At 62.7% G+C, this 16,779-nt stretch carries 21 protein-coding genes, 1 pseudogene and 1 riboswitch; of the genes and pseudogenes, 14 read left to right on the top strand and 8 right to left on the bottom strand.

Annotated elements, in window-relative coordinates:
* Positions 1 to 65: 65 nt before the first annotated feature.
* The 3 genes from FHT87_RS18425 to FHT87_RS18415 form a co-directional block, all read right to left on the bottom strand.
* Positions 66 to 473, bottom strand: coding sequence for a hypothetical protein (locus FHT87_RS18425; protein ID WP_183736196.1), 408 nt, complete (start codon positions 471 to 473; stop codon positions 66 to 68).
* 254 nt (positions 474 to 727) lie between these two features.
* Positions 728 to 1,003, bottom strand: coding sequence for a hypothetical protein (locus tag FHT87_RS18420; protein ID WP_183803840.1), 276 nt, complete (start codon positions 1,001 to 1,003; stop codon positions 728 to 730).
* Between the two features lie 196 nt (positions 1,004 to 1,199).
* Complete coding sequence (locus tag FHT87_RS18415; RefSeq protein ID WP_183736198.1) at positions 1,200 to 1,379, bottom strand: hypothetical protein; 180 nt, start codon at positions 1,377 to 1,379, stop codon at positions 1,200 to 1,202.
* 257 nt (positions 1,380 to 1,636) lie between these two features.
* On the opposite strand from FHT87_RS18415, the pseudogene FHT87_RS18410 reads away from it, so the two are divergent.
* Positions 1,637 to 2,113: pseudogene (locus FHT87_RS18410) on the top strand (NADH-quinone oxidoreductase subunit B family protein); the annotation flags it as partial.
* A gap of 33 nt (positions 2,114 to 2,146) precedes the next feature.
* Here FHT87_RS18410 and FHT87_RS18405 read toward each other — a convergent pair.
* Positions 2,147 to 2,737, bottom strand: coding sequence for an AraC family transcriptional regulator (locus tag FHT87_RS18405; RefSeq protein WP_183803837.1), 591 nt, complete (start codon positions 2,735 to 2,737; stop codon positions 2,147 to 2,149).
* On the opposite strand from FHT87_RS18405, the gene FHT87_RS18400 reads away from it, so the two are divergent.
* The 10 genes from FHT87_RS18400 (at position 2,736) to FHT87_RS18355 (ending at position 10,637) form a co-directional block, all read left to right on the top strand.
* A complete protein-coding gene (locus FHT87_RS18400; RefSeq protein WP_210277862.1) occupies positions 2,736 to 2,972 on the top strand; it encodes a hypothetical protein in 237 nt (78 codons plus the stop codon). The genes FHT87_RS18405 and FHT87_RS18400 overlap by 2 nt on opposite strands.
* Positions 2,973 to 3,110: 138 nt before the next feature.
* Positions 3,111 to 3,536, top strand: coding sequence for a putative quinol monooxygenase (locus FHT87_RS18395; RefSeq protein WP_183803834.1), 426 nt, complete (start codon positions 3,111 to 3,113; stop codon positions 3,534 to 3,536).
* A 281-nt stretch (positions 3,537 to 3,817) separates the two neighbouring features.
* Positions 3,818 to 4,150: a metalloregulator ArsR/SmtB family transcription factor gene (locus FHT87_RS18390; RefSeq protein ID WP_183803831.1), complete on the top strand. Its 333-nt coding sequence runs from the start codon at positions 3,818 to 3,820 to the stop codon at positions 4,148 to 4,150.
* Positions 4,147 to 4,518 (top strand): hypothetical protein, encoded by a 372-nt coding sequence (locus FHT87_RS18385; RefSeq protein WP_183803828.1) that lies wholly within the window; start codon positions 4,147 to 4,149, stop codon positions 4,516 to 4,518. Before FHT87_RS18390 ends, FHT87_RS18385 begins: the two co-directional genes overlap by 4 nt.
* A 43-nt stretch (positions 4,519 to 4,561) precedes the next feature.
* The gene (locus FHT87_RS18380) at positions 4,562 to 5,179 is read left to right on the top strand and encodes an ATP-dependent Clp protease proteolytic subunit (protein ID WP_183803825.1); all 618 of its coding nucleotides are present in this window, start codon (positions 4,562 to 4,564) and stop codon (positions 5,177 to 5,179) included.
* 165 nt (positions 5,180 to 5,344) lie between these two features.
* On the top strand, positions 5,345 to 6,577 hold the full coding sequence (locus FHT87_RS18375) for a metallochaperone AztD (RefSeq protein WP_183803822.1): 1,233 nt from the start codon (positions 5,345 to 5,347) through the stop codon (positions 6,575 to 6,577).
* Between the two features lie 53 nt (positions 6,578 to 6,630).
* Positions 6,631 to 6,881: riboswitch (cobalamin riboswitch) on the top strand.
* Positions 6,882 to 7,045: 164 nt separating this feature from the next.
* Positions 7,046 to 8,062, top strand: coding sequence for an ABC transporter substrate-binding protein (locus tag FHT87_RS18370; RefSeq protein ID WP_183803820.1), 1,017 nt, complete (start codon positions 7,046 to 7,048; stop codon positions 8,060 to 8,062).
* Positions 8,059 to 9,099: an iron ABC transporter permease gene (locus FHT87_RS18365; protein WP_183803818.1), complete on the top strand. Its 1,041-nt coding sequence runs from the start codon at positions 8,059 to 8,061 to the stop codon at positions 9,097 to 9,099. The genes FHT87_RS18370 and FHT87_RS18365 overlap by 4 nt, the downstream gene beginning before the upstream one ends.
* Positions 9,096 to 9,860: an ABC transporter ATP-binding protein gene (locus FHT87_RS18360; protein WP_183803816.1), complete on the top strand. Its 765-nt coding sequence runs from the start codon at positions 9,096 to 9,098 to the stop codon at positions 9,858 to 9,860. Before FHT87_RS18365 ends, FHT87_RS18360 begins: the two co-directional genes overlap by 4 nt.
* Before the next feature lie 3 nt (positions 9,861 to 9,863).
* Positions 9,864 to 10,637: a class I SAM-dependent methyltransferase gene (locus FHT87_RS18355; protein ID WP_183803814.1), complete on the top strand. Its 774-nt coding sequence runs from the start codon at positions 9,864 to 9,866 to the stop codon at positions 10,635 to 10,637.
* Between the two features lie 35 nt (positions 10,638 to 10,672).
* Here the strand turns inward: FHT87_RS18355 and FHT87_RS18350 are convergent, their stop codons facing one another.
* Both FHT87_RS18350 and FHT87_RS18345 read right to left on the bottom strand, forming a co-directional pair.
* Entirely contained in the window at positions 10,673 to 10,888 is a 216-nt protein-coding gene (locus FHT87_RS18350) for a hypothetical protein (RefSeq protein ID WP_183736290.1), read from the bottom strand.
* Positions 10,889 to 11,018: 130 nt separating this feature from the next.
* A complete protein-coding gene (locus tag FHT87_RS18345) occupies positions 11,019 to 11,723 on the bottom strand; it encodes an SDR family oxidoreductase (RefSeq protein ID WP_183736210.1) in 705 nt (234 codons plus the stop codon).
* A 135-nt stretch (positions 11,724 to 11,858) separates the two neighbouring features.
* Between FHT87_RS18345 and gcvA the strand changes: the two genes are divergently transcribed.
* Entirely contained in the window at positions 11,859 to 12,752 is an 894-nt protein-coding gene (gene gcvA / locus FHT87_RS18340) for a transcriptional regulator GcvA (RefSeq protein ID WP_183803812.1), read from the top strand.
* Between the two features lie 20 nt (positions 12,753 to 12,772).
* Here the strand turns inward: gcvA and FHT87_RS18335 are convergent, their stop codons facing one another.
* Positions 12,773 to 13,537, bottom strand: coding sequence for a DUF1194 domain-containing protein (locus FHT87_RS18335; protein WP_183803810.1), 765 nt, complete (start codon positions 13,535 to 13,537; stop codon positions 12,773 to 12,775).
* Positions 13,538 to 13,806: 269 nt separating this feature from the next.
* Between FHT87_RS18335 and FHT87_RS18330 the strand changes: the two genes are divergently transcribed.
* Positions 13,807 to 14,925 carry a metallophosphoesterase gene (locus FHT87_RS18330; protein WP_183803807.1) on the top strand — a complete coding sequence of 373 codons (1,119 nt, stop codon included), beginning with the start codon at positions 13,807 to 13,809 and terminating at the stop codon, positions 14,923 to 14,925.
* A 5-nt stretch (positions 14,926 to 14,930) separates the two neighbouring features.
* Here FHT87_RS18330 and FHT87_RS18325 read toward each other — a convergent pair whose 3' ends face one another.
* Positions 14,931 to 15,767, bottom strand: a complete 837-nt coding sequence (locus FHT87_RS18325) for a helix-turn-helix transcriptional regulator (RefSeq protein WP_183803804.1) — start codon at positions 15,765 to 15,767, stop codon at positions 14,931 to 14,933.
* Positions 15,768 to 15,863: 96 nt separating this feature from the next.
* On the opposite strand from FHT87_RS18325, the gene FHT87_RS18320 reads away from it, so the two are divergent.
* Complete coding sequence (locus tag FHT87_RS18320; RefSeq protein WP_183803801.1) at positions 15,864 to 16,763, top strand: SDR family oxidoreductase; 900 nt, start codon at positions 15,864 to 15,866, stop codon at positions 16,761 to 16,763.
* Positions 16,764 to 16,779: the final 16 nt, after the last annotated feature.

Here is a 16,779-nt window from a genome sequence, read left to right as displayed (position 1 = left end):
CGGCGGCGTCAATGCGGCCCGGCCATGATTGCAAGACGCATCACGGCCCGTGCCGCAATGCGGGTTCAGGCAAGGATCGGATTGGCAGGCGGCGCGCGCGGCCCGGTATTCGGCGGAAAAAGCTGGCGATGGAAGGCTTCGGCGCGGCGCGGCAGCTCGACGGCAACCGTAAAGCCAATCCGCGCACCGGTGATATCGGCAGGCTGCGGCAGCACCACGGAAGCACTGATACGGCAGGCTTCGCACGGATTGAGGTGCGCGATCTTGCCGTGCTCCTTGCCGCTGTCGTCGACAACAGTGACGCAGAGCGTCGGCAGCGTGCCGTCGGGCAGCACATATTGGGCAAGTGCTGCGGGGCTGAGGGCATCCTCGGCAAGGGCCGGAACCTGATGCGCAAAGCCGACAAAGACGAGCGCAAGCGCGCATAGAATGCGCACCATCAATTGCTCGATCCTGTCCAGACGGCGTTGCATCGTTCCCCTGCGCCTCAAGGCCCCTACCTCGACATCGAATCCGTGATAGCGACATCCGCGGGAAAGCTCAATGCGACATTCGTTCGCCACGATGGGGTCGGCAGGCGAAGCGGCTTTGAACATTTTAGGCGTGAGGCTGAGCCACACCCCCTCTGTCCGGCAGGACATAGGGGGTGATCCTTGCGCGACATATGCCAACCGCCACGACCACCGTCCGCAGTGCAAGAGTATGCATCCCCGCAGACGAGGCCTGTTCACATGCGATGCGAGAGCTCGTCCTGATGCCGTTTGTAAGCGTGCCGCGCCTCGGCCAGCGCTTCATCGACATTGTGCGACCGGCCGGCCAGCGGCACATCGCCCAGCCTGCCGTTGGCAATCAGCAGGCGCCACCCCCAGGGTTTTGCCGCCGACAGGTTCTCTCCATCGCGGGCGATGGTCCCGATATATTTGCCGTCGACGGTCAGGTGGAAAACGCTCGGCTCGCCTGACGGCACAAGCGCGAAATTCGCGCCTTCCTGATGTCCAATCATGGCACTGGCTCCAACTGATGATGATCAAGCGATCCGAACCGCCGCCTCGCGCCTTTGTTCCCGAAAGCCCATTGCTTCTGAAAAGCACGTCACCATGAGGCGACGACAAGAGATCCGACCGTGATGATCAGGGCAACAAGCAGCACCAGGCCGATATAGATCGACATATATCTGACCCGGTATTTCGTCGCCGGCGTCATGGCACAGCTCCGGAAGGCGACTCATCCTCGCCGGGATCGGGCGCCGGCTGGTCATCGCCCTGCTTGTCGGGCATCGGCTCCTTGACGGGCGGAGCGGGTTTTCCGGGCGGCGGAACGGGGGCCGACGGATGAGGTTCGGGTGCCAGGACCTTGATCACTGTGGCAGGAATCGTCATGGCCTTGTTCTCCGGCTTGCGTGAAGGGCTTGCATGCAAAAGCCCAACGAGGCCGGGCCTGCGATGTTCCAGAGGCGCAGCCTTTTTCCGCCCGGCGGGAACCTCGGCGCTCACATCGGGTTTGGAAGCCAGGTCGAAAGGAAAAGGCCATGCCGGACCGATCCGAAAAAACCCTGCTTCCCGCCAATACCCAAGGCATGCCCTCTATGTTTCAGGGCATGCCCCCCCTTTTTCAGGACATGCCCCCTCTTTTTCAGGACATGAATGACGAGCTTGCCGATCGCGGCTTCATCCTGACCTCGACCGACGACCTCATCACCTGGGCGCGCACCGGCTCGCTGATGTGGATGACCTTCGGACTCGCCTGCTGCGCCATCGAGATGATGCAGGTCGCCATGCCTCGCTACGACATGGAGCGTTTCGGCGTTGCTCCCCGCGCAAGCCCGCGCCAGTCCGATCTGATGATCGTCGCCGGCACGCTCTGCAACAAGATGGCGCCGGCGCTGCGCAAGGTCTACGACCAGATGCCCGAGCCGCGCTACGTCATCTCCATGGGCTCCTGCGCCAATGGGGGCGGCTATTACCACTATTCCTATTCGGTGGTGCGCGGCTGCGACCGCGTCGTCCCTGTCGACATCTATGTGCCGGGCTGTCCCCCGACCGCCGAGGCGCTGCTCTATGGCGTGATGCTGCTGCAGAAGAAGATCCGCCGCCGCGGTTCGATCGAGCGCTAGGCGGTGCCTATGACAGCGGTACCGTCAAGCCACTTAAATCACTGCGCGCCGGCGATACTCTCCTGGGGTGACACCGAGACAGCGGCGGAACACCGTCGTCAAATGGGACTGGCTGGAAAAACCGCAAGCAAGCGCGATATCGACGAGCGGCACATCCCTTCGGCGCAACAAGGCTCCAGCCCGTTCGATCCGCCGTCCCAGCACATAAGAATGGGGCGACATGCCAACCGTCTCTTGGAAGCGACGGGCAAAATGATAGGTACTCATCCCTGCAACGGTCGCGAGCGATGACAGCCGCAGGTCATGGTCGATGCCATCTTCGATGTAATCGACAACGCGTGCGATGCCCCGGGCCGGAAGCTTGCCGAATGGCCCGTGCCCGTTTCGCTCGCCGTGACTCGATAACCGCAGAAGGAATGTTTCGGCGAGGATCAATGCCCAACTGTCGAGGAGGAGATTGGTAGGCTCGATCGAGGAGGCTGTATGCCGTATGCGCTCCAGGCTACGGTACAGCCGAGCATCCAGCACGTCGGCGGGCATCCGCAGATGGTCGTGGGTGAGCGCCTTTCCGAACAGCGAAGCACAAACCATGCCCATCAGGTCGAATGGAATGTGGAATTGCATGAAGCTCACCGGCTGCTCGAAGCGCCACTGTGCGCCTTCGAACGGCAACATGGAAACCAGGCCCGACGCCAATTCCAACCCGATAACCGAGGGCAAGTCGGATGGGTGGCGGCTGATCTACTGCACCGGCTCGGAAGGCGAACAGCTCGAATTCGTGCAGGCGCTGGGTCCGGTCAAGCAAACCTTCGACGATGCGTTCGAAGCGCGACGTAAAATGGTGGCCGCATCGCGCTGAGCGGAGAGCTGTGTTGCTGCTGCCGCGACATCGCCCGCCAACCCCTTCCTCACCAGTGCCTCGGCTCGAACCCGATGGCGCAACTCCAGCGTGAGACCTGAGAGCGGCGAGCGAGCAATCGAAGGAAGGAGACAAGTAATGACACGGAGATTCCTGTCCCACATCACGCCGGCGGCGCTGCTCGCGACCGCTTTTGCAGCGCCCTCGGCGATCGCTCGCGACGCCGGCGGCCTGCGCTACGCCGATATTCCCGCCGACGCTTATGCCGTCGTCGCACAGGTTCGCGCCAAGCCCGGCAAGGAAGATGCGCTGCGCGCCATCACGCTATCGCTCGTGCCGCAGGTCCGCGCCGAACCGAAGAACTTGCTCTACTTCCTTCAGGAGAGCCGCGAGGCGCCCGGACATTTCATATTCTATGAGATCTTCGCCAGCCAGGCCGATTTCGAAGCGCATAACCAGACGCCGCATGTGCAGTCTTGGTTCGCGCGCCTGCCCGAATTTGCCGATGGCGGGGTCACCGTGATCCGTATGGGTATCCTCAACAACGCGGCGACCGACCGCTGATGTGATCATGGAAAGCAGCTGAGCACTGGGCCTCGGTCTCGTTTTCGGTTCTGTTTCTCGCGCCATCAGGATATGGGCAGAGAACTAATGCTCGCTGCTGAAAACGAGGGGCGACGGCAAGGCTCGATCGAGCGCTTGGCAGCGCATTGGACGCATTGATCGTCGGCGCGCGTCGTCACCCCTCTCCCCGCCTGACTGCCGGGGCGCCTCACCCTCGACCGATCATTCCCCTCCGCAGCGCGCAGCGTTCCCGCTCATCAGCCCTTGCGAATCGCATAAGTATGTGCTTATGTGTCGTCATGATGGAACACGACATTTTCCGTGCCCTCGCGGACCCGACCCGCCGCACGATCTTCGAGAAACTGGCCGCCGGCAGCATGAATGCCAGCGCGCTTCGCCAAGGCATGGATATCAGCCAGCCGGCCATGTCCCAGCATCTCGCGGTGTTGCGGGCGGCAAGGCTGGTGCGCGAACAGAAAGAGGGCCGTTTCGTGAATTACGAGGTCGATCCGGATGGGCTGGCTCTCATCGCCCAATGGCTGGCGAAATATCGCGCCTACTGGCCAGCCCGCATCGATGCTCTCAAGCTCTTGTTGAAGGATATGGATCAATGAACGAGGTGAAAGCCAAGGTGCAAGCCAAGCAACAACAAAGCGGCTTCGAACAGACATACGAGCTGGATGCGCCGCCGGAAAAGGTCTGGCGCGCGATCAGCATTGCGGAATTCCGGGAGAAATGGCTGCCGAAGGAAGCGCTTGCCGATCCGCAATCGCTCTCCGAGACACCGGGCAAGGAAATCCGCTACCGATTGCGCGACGATGCCCCGCCCTATCTCGAAAGCACCGTCATCTTCACGGTCGCTCCGAATGCATCCGGCGGAACCAGCCTGCGGATCGTCCACAAGCTGACCGGTGCCACTTTCGAGCGGCTTTCGAGATCGGTCGCCAACAGCAACAGCCGGACCATGATGCTCGCCGCCTGAGGCGGCAGCCCCCTGATCAACTCTGGAAGATTGGAGTTCGCCGATGCGCGAAACGATGCAACTCGTCCCTATGGTCGTCGAACAATCCTCGAGAGGGGAGCGATCCTTCGACATCTATTCCCGGCTCCTGCGAGAGCGGATCATCTTTCTGAACGGAGAGATCAACGACACCGTTTCGGCCATCGTCTGCGCCCAACTGCTGTTCCTCGAAGCCGAAAATCCGAAGAAGCCGATCAATCTCTACATCAATTCGCCTGGCGGCGTCGTGACCAGCGGCTTTGCCATGTACGACACGATGCGCTTCATCCGCGCGCCGGTGCACACGCTCTGCATGGGAACGGCCCGCTCGATGGGCTCCTTCCTGCTGATGGCCGGCCAGCCGGGAGAGCGGTACGCCCTGCCGAATGCCAGCATCCTCATCCACCAGCCCCTCGGCGGCTTCCAGGGCCAGGCGTCCGACATGCTCATCCATGCGGAGGAAATCAGGAAGACGAAACAGCTCATGACGCGCCTCTACGCCGAACATTGCGGCCGATCCTATGAGGAGTTCGAGACCGCCATGGATCGCGATCGTTTCATGACGGCGCAAGAGGCCGTGGAATGGGGCCTGATCGACCGCATCCTTCGGGATCGCGAAGAAATGGCGGAGTCAGCGCCATAATAGTCGTCGGACGCGCCGAAGGGATCCGGTCACGATGAAAAGCCGGCCAGACATCAAACAAGGCCGGTGCCTCAATTTCTCAAAAATCCAACAGCTGGGACTGGACAAGGCAGATGTAACTTTATAACAACGATAATGTAATGTTATTACATTAAGGGAGATTTCATGTACCGGCGCCTTTTCGCTAACTTCGCAGTCGCCACCGCGCTGACATCCGCTATCTTGCCATCGGCTTCCCGCGCCGAAGAGGAACAGCAGCAGAGCTGGCGGCTTTTCGTGGCTGATCACAGCCTGCCGGTCGTCCGCGCCATCGATCTTGCGAGCGGGAGTGAGATCGGTCGCTTCGATCTCAAGGGTTATGCCGCCCTGTCGCTGAGCGACACCGGGCGCACCGTCTTTGCTGTCCAGGGCGAAGAGAATGTCGTTCATGTCATCGATACCGGCATTGCCCTTTCCGATCATGGGGAGCATCGCGATCTCGAAGTGACGCCGCCGAAGCTGGTCGGCGCGACGATAAAGGGCGAGAAGCCGGGCCATGTGGTAACGCATGGCGATGACGTGGCGATCTTCTACGATCGCACCGATCGCTTCGATCTCTTGAAGGAAAGCAGCCTGCTGCAGGAAAAGCCGGAGCCGAAGGCCGTCAATACCATCGCCGCCCATCACGGCGTCGCGGTACCCATGGGCAATCACCTGCTGGTTTCCGCGCCCAACATGCAGGCCCCGGTCAAGGAGGGCGAACTGCCGCCGCGCCTTGGCCTGCGGGTGCTCGATCGTGATGGCCGGCAGATCGGCGATGTTGCGCCCTGCACCGGCCTGCATGGCGAGGCAACCTCCGCCCGCCTCGTCGCCTTCGGTTGCGAGGAAGGCGTACTCGTCGCCCGCCCCGGCGGCATGGAAGGCCCCAAACTCGCGATGCTCGCCTATGGCGCATCGCTGCCGCAAGGCAAGGTTTCCACCCTGCTCGGCGGCCGTTCCATGCAGTTTTTCCTCGGCAATTACGGGGAGGATAAGGTGGTATTGATCGATCCCGACAGCACCGAGACGCCCTACCGCCTCGTCGACCTTCCGACACGGCGCGTCGATTTCACCCTCGATCCGGCAAAATTCCAGAATGCCTATATCCTCACTGAAGACGGCAGGCTGCATCTGCTCGACACAGTCAAGGGCGAGATCGTGAGATCGGAAACCGTGACCGAGCCCTACAGCAAGGATGGCCATTGGCGCGATGCCCGCCCGCGGCTGGCCGTGGCCGGCGATGATATCGCCATCACCGACCCCCGCCACAGCCTGATCCGCCTCGTCAGCACGCAGACGCTGAAGGAGGTACGCACGATCCCCGTCGAGGGTCAGCCCTTCGGGCTTGTCGCCGCCGGCGGCTCGGGCGCCAGCCACTAAGCCTCGAACCCGACACACTTCGCATTCCGGTGCTTGACGTCGCCCATGGCGGCGTCATAGATCGGGGCGACGGTTCCCCGAAGAGAACTCCGAGGGGAATAATAGGGAACACGGTGAGGACGACCCAAGAGGGACCGAGACCGTGGCTGCCCCCGCAACTGTAAGCGGATTGTCGATCTCGGGGTTGATCGCTTCAGCGGTCATGCCCTCGGCCTCAGGGCCGTGCCACTGCGTTTTCGCGGGAAGGCAGATGACCGGCACATATTCGCGAGCCAGGAGACCTGCCGTCGATCACGATCCAATCAAGCCGGGCGGGGATGCCCGACAAGGAGCAGACATGATTGACACGCCCCCTCTCCACCTGCCGCCATCCATCCGTCTCGATTGGACGATCCGCCGCTAGCCTCCAGCTCGCCCTTTCGCGAGCCGGCATCCGCCAGCCCTTTTCCTTTTGATCGAGAGTTTCCCATGCGACAGCGTCTGAAGAGTTTTTCCCTCGCGCTCGGGCTGGCCGGCTTTGCTGCGCCCGCATTTGCCGCCACCCAATATCCTCTCACCCTCGCCAATTGCGGCCAGCAGGTCACCTTCGAAAAAGCGCCGGCCAAGATCGTTTCGATCGGCCAGGGCATGACCGAAGTGCTGTTCTCGCTCGGCCTTGCCGACAAGATAGCCGGCACCGCCGTCTGGGTTGGTCCGGTCCTGCCGCAATATGCCGATGCCAACAGCGGGATCAAACGGCTGGCCGATAACGACCCGAGCTTCGAATCCGTCGTCGGCGCGGAGCCCGATCTTGTGGCTGCCGAATTCGAATGGCATGTCGGCACGCAAGGCTCCGTCGGCAAGCGCGAGCAATTCAGGGATCTCGGCATCAACACCTATGTCGCGCCGGCCGATTGCGTCGCCAAGGTCAACACCGACGGCGGCGATGGCGTGCGCAAGGAGCTGTTCACGATGGACCTGATCTATCAGGAAATCGCCGAACTCTCCGAGATCTTCGACGTGAAAGACCGCGGCGACGCGCTGATCGCCGAGATGAAAAAGCGCGAGGCCGATGCCGTTGCCTCCGTCGCCGGTGCTGCGGCCAAGAACCTGCCCGTCGTCTTCTGGTTCTCCAGCAAGGAGGTCAAGGGCGATGCCTTCATCGCCGGCAAGAACAGCGCCCCGGCCTATATCCTGAAAACGCTCGGCGCGAGAAACGTCGTGACGACTGAAGAGGAATGGCCCCTCGTCGGCTGGGAAACCATTACGCAGGCCAATCCTTCCGTCATCGTCATCGCCACGATGGACCGCCGCCGCTATGCCGCCGACGATCCCAAGGTGAAGGTGGATTTCCTGGAGAATGATCCGGTCACCGGGGAACTGGATGCGGTGAAAAGCAAGCGCTTCATCATGATGGACGCGCAGTCGATGAACCCGACGATCCGCACCATCGACGGCATCGAAACGCTGGCAAAGGGCATCAAGTCCTTCGGTCTGACACAGTGAGCCAGGCGCTTTCGCCACAGAGGAGATGGTGGGCGCTTGCCGCACTCACCATCGCCGCCGTCATCCTGCTCGGCCTGATGGTCAGCCTTGCCGTGTCGATCGGCGAGATCGCCATTCCGCTCGGCACCACGGCAAAGGCGGTCTCCAACCGCCTGTTCGGCACGGCGTTCGAGCTCAGCCGCATCCATCAGGGCATCATCTGGGATTACCGCCTCAGCCGCGCGCTGGTGGCGGCCAGTGCCGGCGCGTCGCTGGCACTCTGCGGCGCGATCCTGCAGGCGCTGCTGCGCAACCCGCTTGCCGAACCCTATGTGCTCGGCATCTCCGCCGGCGCATCGACGGGAGCCGTCTGCATCATGATATTAGGCTTCGGTTATGGCGTACTCGGCCTGTCGAGCGGCGCCTTCATCGGCGCGGTCGCCGCCTTCCTGCTGGTCGGCGTACTCGCCGCGGGTGCGGGCGGCACCAGCGAGCGCATCATCCTCTGCGGCGTGGCGGGCTCGCAGCTCTTCAATGCGCTGACCTCCTATATCGTCACCACTTCGGCCAATGCCGAACAGGCCCGCGGCGTGCTCTTCTGGCTGCTGGGATCGCTGAGCGGCGTGCGCTGGCCGGATGTCTATCTCTCCGTGCCCATTGCCGTGATCGGCTTCATCCTCTGCCTGGCGCATGTGCGCGCCCTCGATGCCTTCGCCTTCGGCACGGATGCCGCAGCCGCGCTCGGTGTCCCCGTGCGCCGCGTGCAGTTCACTCTGCTCGCCGTCACGGCCGCGATGACGGCGAGCGTCGTCAGCATGGTCGGCTCCATCGGCTTCGTCGGCCTCGTGATTCCCCATGCCGCCCGCTTCCTCGTCGGTCCCGTCCATGGCCGCCTGCTGCCGGCGACCGCGCTTGGTGGCGCGCTCTTCATGGTCGGCGCCGATATCATCTCGCGCATCATCATTCCGCAGCAGATCCTGCCGATCGGCGTCGTCACCGCGCTCTTCGGCGCCCCGGCCTTCGCCATCATCCTCTATCGCGTGCGGAGAAGCGCATGAGCATATCAGTCGACAAGGTCACCTATGCCGCCGGCAATACCGTCATCGTCAATGGCGTCAGCATATCGGTCGAAAGAGGCAAGGTGCTCGGCCTGCTCGGGCCGAACGGCTCCGGCAAATCCAGCCTGCTTCGCCTGATCTGCCGGCTGCGGCAGGTCAGATCCGGCATCATTCGCCTCGGCGACGACGATGTCTCCGGCCTTTCGCGCGCCGCCCTTGCCCGCCGCATCGCCTTCGTCGAGCAGCAGTCGACGACGGATACGCAGATCACCGTGCGCGATATCGTGCGCCTTGGCCGCACGCCGCATCGCGGTCTCCTCGCCTCCTGGGGCTCCGATGACGATGCCGCCGTCGAGGAAGCGCTTGCCCGCGTCGACATGGCCGAACGCGCCGGCCAGCTCTGGCAGACGCTGTCGGGCGGCGAGCGTCAGCGCGTGCATATCGCCCGGGCGCTGGCCCAGAGCCCGAGCGAATTGCTGCTCGACGAGCCGACCAACCACCTCGATATCCAGCATCAGCTCGATATCCTGTCGCTGGTTTCGAAACTCGGCCTCACCTCGATCATCGCCCTGCACGATCTCAATCTGGCGGCGATGTTCTGCGATCACCTGGCCGTGCTGCAGAAGGGCGAGGTCGTGGCTGCAGGCACGCCCGAGGAAGTGCTGACCGAAGATCTGATCGCCCGCGTCTTCGGCGTGCGCGCCCATATCGAAACATCGCCCGTGCATGGCCGCGCACATATCCAGTATCGGATGGGGTAAGACATGGATGGAGTGAATTTCGATCTCAAGGAAGAGATCCGCGACTACTGGTCGAAGCGCTCTGAAACCTTCGACCTCGCCTTCGGCCACAGGATCGCCCCCGGCCCGGAGGCAGACGCCTGGCAGAAGCCGATCCGCGATGCCCTCGACGTTGAGCCTAAGCGCGTGCTGGAGCTTGCCTGCGGCACCGGCGAAGTGACGCGCCTGATCCACGATCTCGGCCATGACGTCACCGCCCTCGATTTTTCCGAAGCGATGCTGAAGGTTGCCCGTGCCAAACACGCCGGCAAGGAGCGCCTGCGCTTCATCCTGGCGGATGCCGAAAACACCCTGGAACCGGACGCAAGCTATGACGCCATCATCTGCCGCCACCTCGTCTGGACGCTGATCCGCCCGGAAGAAACCTTTCACGAATGGTTCCGCATCCTCAAGCCCGGCGGCCTGCTGCTCTTCTTCGACGGCGACTGGGCGAGCCCGAAGCCGACCGGCCGCATCGCCAGCCGGCTGATCTCATGGATCGACCGCCTCATCGGCGCCGACACCAACTATGACGGCGCACTCGGCAGCCGCCACGCCCGCATCATGACAGCGCTCCCCTTCGGCGCCGGTCTGCGCCCCGACATGCTGCTGCCGCTCCTGAAATCCGCAGGCTTTGCCGGGATCGAACTGCACTCCCACGCCCCGATCGCACGCGCGCAGCGGAAGAACGCCAACCTCAGAAACAAGCTCAGAACCCTGGTCTATCGCCGCTTCATCCTGACCTGCAGGCGGCCTTGATCTGTTGCAGGCGGGCCTGACGTGCCAGCCCCCGCCTACCAGTTGCCGGGATCGGCCGTATGATCGACGGCGGCGAATTCGTCCGCCTTGTCCCGATCCAGCGTCACAGTCCTCGTCCTCTTCGTCTCGTCCGCGACCAGATAGCGAAGCGGCGCCGCGTCCCGAGCTAATTCCTGATACAGGAGAAGCGCGGCTTCCTCGGCGGTATCGGCCTCGATCTCGCGCGTGATGGACACAGTGAACTTCTGCATGGTTCGGGCCTTCTCGATCGTCGCGGGCATGGCGCAATGTCCATCGCCTGACAATAGGCGCAGAGCCGAATAGTTCAAGCTTGTCGAAGAGCGGCGTACGCGGCCCGCCTCAGCACCCCTCCCCGCCACCTCAAACCGACCGCATCAACCCGCCATCCACCTTCAGGCTCTGCCCCGTAATATACCCCGCCCCATCGGACACCAGAAAGGCAATCGTCGCAGCCACTTCCGCACTCGTCCCATAACGCTTCATCGGCACGCTCTCGCGCCGCTCCTCGGTTGCCGGCAGGCTGTCGATCCAGCCGGGCAGCACGTTGTTCATGCGGATATTCTCGGCCGCATAGGTATCGGCAAAGAGCTTCGTATAGGCGGCAAGGCCGGCGCGGAAAACCGCCGAGGTCGGAAACATCGTCGACGGCTCGAAGACCCAGGCCGTCGAGATATTGACGATCGCACCCTTCTTCTGGCCCTGCATGATCGGCGTCACCAGCCGCACCGGGCGGATGACGTTCATCAGGTAGACGTCCATGCCAGTATGCCATTGCTCGTCGGTGAGCTCGTTCAGCGGCGCGCGCGGCCCGTGGCCTGCGCTGTTGACGAGGACATCGATGCGGCCCCATTCCTTCATGGCGGAATCGACCAGCCGCCTCAAATCGTCGTTCGACTGGTTGGAACCGGTCACGCCGACACCGCCGAGCTCCTTGGCGAGCGCCTCGCCCTTGCCGGAGGAAGACAGGATCGCGACCTTGTAGCCATCGGCCGCAAGACGCCTCGCGCTCTCGGCCCCCATGCCGCTGCCGCCCGCAGTGATAACAGCCACTTTTTCTACTGACATGCCGGTGTCCTCCAGGTTTCATCACGTCGATTGATCGGTCTGTGGCAGCAATGTACCATGTCGCTCACGAGAGCACGAAACAGTTCTCCTTCATTTTTCCAGTAGAAAAACTATCGCCAATGAAGAGAGCATAGAATGAGCGATGTCATCGGAAAGCTCCCCTCCCTCAACGGCCTCAAAGCCTTCGAGGTCGCCGCGCGCCATCTGAATTTCCGGCTGGCTGCGGAAGAACTCGGCGTCACCCAAGGGGCCGTCGCGCAACAGGTGCGCGGGCTGGAAGCGCAGCTCGGCATGGCCCTCTTCGAAAGGCTGCCCCGCGCGCTGGCGCTGACGGCGGAGGGTCGCCGCTACATCGCCGATATCAGGCGCGCCTTCGAGATCATCGCCAGGGCGACCGGCGAATTGAAGCCGCAGGCGATCAAGCTGACGATCAGCACGACGCCGACCTTCGCCTCCAAATGGCTGATCCCGCGCCTGCCGGAATTCACTGCGCTCCATCAGGATCTCGACCTTCACATCCTGGCGACCGAGCGCATCTCCAATTTCGCCGTCGACGGCGTCGATCTCGCCGTCCGCTATGGCCGCCCGCCCTTCGGACCGGGGCTGAATGCCGAGTTGCTGTTCGAGCAGGAGGTCATCGCCGTCTGCAGCCCGCTGCTGCTTGCCGGCCGCAATCCGCCGCGGACGGCCGAGGAGCTCGCGGCCTATCCGCTGCTGCACGACGCCCATAATCTCTGGCCCGAGTTCGTCGAGCGCCATCTCACCAACGGCAGAAGCCCCTCCTTCAAGGGCATCAGCTTTTCGCAGACCTCGCATGCCATCGAGGCGGCGATTGCCGGTCAGGGCATCGTGCTTGCCAATGGCGGCTTCGTCACCGACGATCTGGCCAAGGGCCGGCTGGTGCGGGTTTTCGAGGCCAGGCTGCGCGGCCCGTCGGATTTCTATCTCGTCTGGCCCCGCTACCGGAAATCCTCGGCACTGGAAACCGTCATCGACTGGTTGTTCGCCGAGGCGCGGAAGGAAGGCTGAGCCGTCAGTGTCCGGCTTCGTCAGCGCTCCATCCTGAGCGGCGGCATTCGCGCCCAGGGCTCGCCCCTGTCAGGAGCTTGCCGGGATAGGCTGCCGGCAGCCTCCGACGCCAGCTCCCGGATGAGCTTCTTCCTCAGGGCTGTGGAATAGTCACGGTAATTTTTGATGTTCATGACGAAGGAATCGGAACCGAGAATGACCTTCCTGGCATAGTAGCTGGCCAGATCCCCTCCGTCGTCGGATACGGTCAGGGCGTTGATCGCCACGCCCATTTGCCTGGCCCTCAGCCGGGCCTGGTACAGTGAGATCACATGGGGACGCCTGGGGCCGAGCGTCTCCCTGCCATCGCCCGATATGTCGATAATCGACCGTCGCGGACACAGATCCGTCTCCGCAAGCATAGTGAGCGCAGACCATATGCCGTTGCCGATGTCGGTATTTCCAAACACGAGGCGGTCGTAATCCTCGATCTCACGCGCAAACCCCTCCGCGCCCTCGCCCTCGGTGATGACGAACCATCCGACTTTCTGCGCTGGAGACCCCGCATCGCCCCAGAAAACGGCGGCCACCGCCACAACTCCCACCTCCCGCAGCGTCGAAATCACCGACTTGTCGCGGAATGCGGTGGAGATTGCCGTCTTCTGGAATGCATATTCGCTGTCGTCGATGCTGTCGGAACCGTCCACGGCCAGAACGAGTGCAATGTCGGAGCACCCGGTCGCTTGAACCGGTGGGGCTGCAGCCAGAATCAGTGCCGAAGTGATGCAGAGCAGTGCTTCCCTCATCGCCGTCCCCTCGTAAGGCGTCAACGACAGCATCCGGTGGAAATCATATCACAAACGACGATTGAATTGCAGCGGAAAACACCCTTCCGCCACGTCAACTCGGCATGCCCAAGAGGCTTCCGCCTCTGACTGGTGTGGGAGATGCTTACGCAAGAGCTTGCGTGCGACAGGCTGAGATCTCATATAAGCCTCTTTGAGCAGGCAGCCTTGGATACCAGGTTCATTCTCTTCACTCCCACCCGTAACGACCGACAATCACAGGCATATTGATGTTTCATCTCATCCTCGGGCTTCCCTGGCTGGTCGTTGTCCTCCGCTTCATCCTGCCCCTGCCGTGGATATGGCCTGCCAAGGCCCTGCTTGCCGGCCTGCTCCTGGTCGCCTCCCAGCACCTGGTGTTCAACCGGATCTCCTCAGGCTCCGTCTTCGCCCCCGAATATCCCCGTCCGCTGATCATCGCCTTCAACTTCCTTTTCGGCGCGACCGTACTGCTCGCCGTCCTCCAGATCGCCCTGGATGTCCTCTCGCTGATCCCGCTCCTGCTCAGCGGGCATTTTCCGGTCGTGCCGCCTGCGGTCCGCTACGTGATGGGGGCAGCAGCCGCCCTTCTGGCTGCTGTCGGCGTCGCGCAAGCCGTGCGCATTCCACCGGAGAAGAATGTCGAAATCCCGATCAAAGATCTTCCCGAAGCCTTCGACGGCTACCGCCTTCTGCAATTGACCGATCTCCATCTCAGCCGCCTCTTCCCAGCATCCTGGGCCGAAGCCGTCGTGAAGAAGGCCAATGATCTGAAAACCGATCTGATCGTCGTAACAGGCGACTTCATCGATGGCCGTCTCGAAAAGCGCCGCGCGGATGTCGCTCCGCTGGCAAAGCTGCAGGCGCGCGACGGCCTCTTCGCCATCCCCGGCAATCACGAATATTATTTCGGCTACGACGATTGGATAGAGCACGACGCCAGCCTTGGCATGCGTATGCTGACGAATGAGCACGCGGTTATAGAGCGCGGTGCTGATCGTATCGTCATCGCCGGCGTCACGGATCTCTCGGCTTTCGGCAGGTCGATGCCAAATCCCGATCTTGCCGGAGCCTTGAACGGCGCTCCGGCCGAGGCCCCGATCATCCTGCTCGATCATCAGCCGCGAATGGCAGCAGAGACGGCCAAGGCGGGCATTGCGCTGCAGCTGTCAGGGCATACCCATGGCGGCATGGTGCTCGGCCTCGATCGTCTGGTCGCCCGTGCCAACGGCGGTTTCGTCTCCGGCCTGTATGAAGTCGGCGGCATGCACCTCTACGTCAACAACGGCACCGCGCTCTGGCCAGGCTTTGCGCTGCGGCTGGGCCGGCCCTCGGAACTGACGGTGTTCACGCTGCGCAAGCGTTGCTGACAACGCTAAAACCTGGATCCATTCTTCTCCAGCACCAGCCTGCGGATACGCTCGGCCACGTCAGGGTCGACGGGATTGTAAACGACCATGTTGAGATCCGGCCGGCCGTCGATGGCAAAGCCCGAATATTCCAGCGCGATATCGCCGAGAACAGGGTGTCTCAGCCGCTTGGTTCCCTCGCCATGGGCAATCACCTCGTTCTCCTGCCAGATCCGCTTGAATTCGGGGCTCGCGAGGCTGAGTTCCTCGACCAGTTCGGCAATCTCCGACGTCGCCCCGGCGCGCGCCGCATCCGCCCGGAAGGCACCGACGACGAAGCGAGCCATGGTTTCCCAGTCATGCTGAACGTTGCGGACATTGGGGTTGCAGAAGAGCAGACGCAGGACGTTCCGGTCTTCGGGAGCAAGCTTGCCGTAATCGGTCATGACAACGGTCGCCGCACGGTTCCAGGCAACGATATCCCAGGCGGCCGTACGCACCAGCGCCGGGCTGACCTCGAGCGTGTCGATAAGGCGCTGCAGGCGCGGGCTGATACCCTCGATGGCGCGGTAACGCACTTCCGGCGGCCGGCCGAGACCAAGGATGAACAGATGCTCGCGCTCCGGTTCGGTCAGCATCAACCCGCTGGCGATCCGGTTCAGAACATCGGATGACGGTGCACCGCCACGTCCCTGCTCCAGCCATGTGTACCAGGTCGGGCTGATATTGGCGCGCTGCGCCACCTCTTCCCGTCTCAGCCCCGGCGTACGCCGGCGGCCGGAGAACCCGAACACCGCCGGATCGAGGCGCGAACGACGGTCGCGAAGGAAAATGCCAAGGGCGTTGTTGCTGTCGGTACTCATGCCGTGCCTGTTAGCTGTTATAATAGGATAACGTCACTACTTTAACAGCATAAAACATAGCGCAATAACAGGGTCACCGCAACAAGGAGAGACCCAATGCGCATATTCCTCACCGGCGCCACCGGCTTCATCGGCTCGGCCATCGTGCCGGAACTCCAGAAAACAGGTCATCACGTCATCGGCTTGACCCGTTCCGACAGCGGCGCCAAGGCGCTCGAAGCAGCCGGCGTCGAGGTCCACCGCGGCGTGCTGGAAGAGCCCGAAAGCGTTCGAGCCGGCGTCGAGAAGGCGGATGCCGTCATCCATACGGCTTTCGATCATGATTTTTCCCGCTTCGTCGAGAATTGCCAGAAGGACGGCCGCGTCATCGCCGCGATGGGCGAAGCCCTGAAAGGCTCGAACCGCCCCCTCCTCATCACCTCGGGCACCGGCATCGGCAACGCCCACCTCGGAGAGCCCGCGAGCGAGGATGTCTTCAACATCGAGCATCCGAACCCGCGCATCGCCTCCGAACTTGCCGGCAACGCCCTGCTCGATCAGGGCGTCAACGTCTCCGTCATGCGCCTCCCGCAGGTCCACAATACCTTCAAGCAAGGCCTCGTCTCGCCGCTCATCGAGATCGCCCGCGAAAAAGGCTCCGTCGCCTATGTCGGCGAAGGCCGCAACCGCTTCCCGGCTGGTCACCTGCTGGACGTCGCCCTGCTCTACCGACTTGCGATCGAAAAAGCTGAGCCCGGCGCCCGCTACAATGCCGTCGCCGAGGAAGGCATCACCACCCGCGAGATCGCCGAAGCCCTCGGCCGCGGCCTGAAGCTGCCGGTCGTTTCGGTCGCACCGGAAAAGGCGGCCGAACATTTTGGCTGGATGGCGATCTTCGCCGGCCTCGACTTCCCGGCGTCAAGCGAAAAGACCCGCCGTATCCTCGGCTGGAACCCAACCGGTCCAGGCCTGATCGCCGATCTCGACGCGATGGATTACGGCAATCTCGCTGCCTGACCGGTCGCCTCGTCGC

Origin of the sequence: Rhizobium sp. BK316 (assembly GCF_014193695.1) — a bacterium.
GTDB lineage: Bacteria > Pseudomonadota > Alphaproteobacteria > Rhizobiales > Rhizobiaceae > Rhizobium.
The sequence above is the reverse complement of the archived record's forward strand: the minus strand, read 5'-3'. Positions and strand labels throughout refer to the sequence as shown.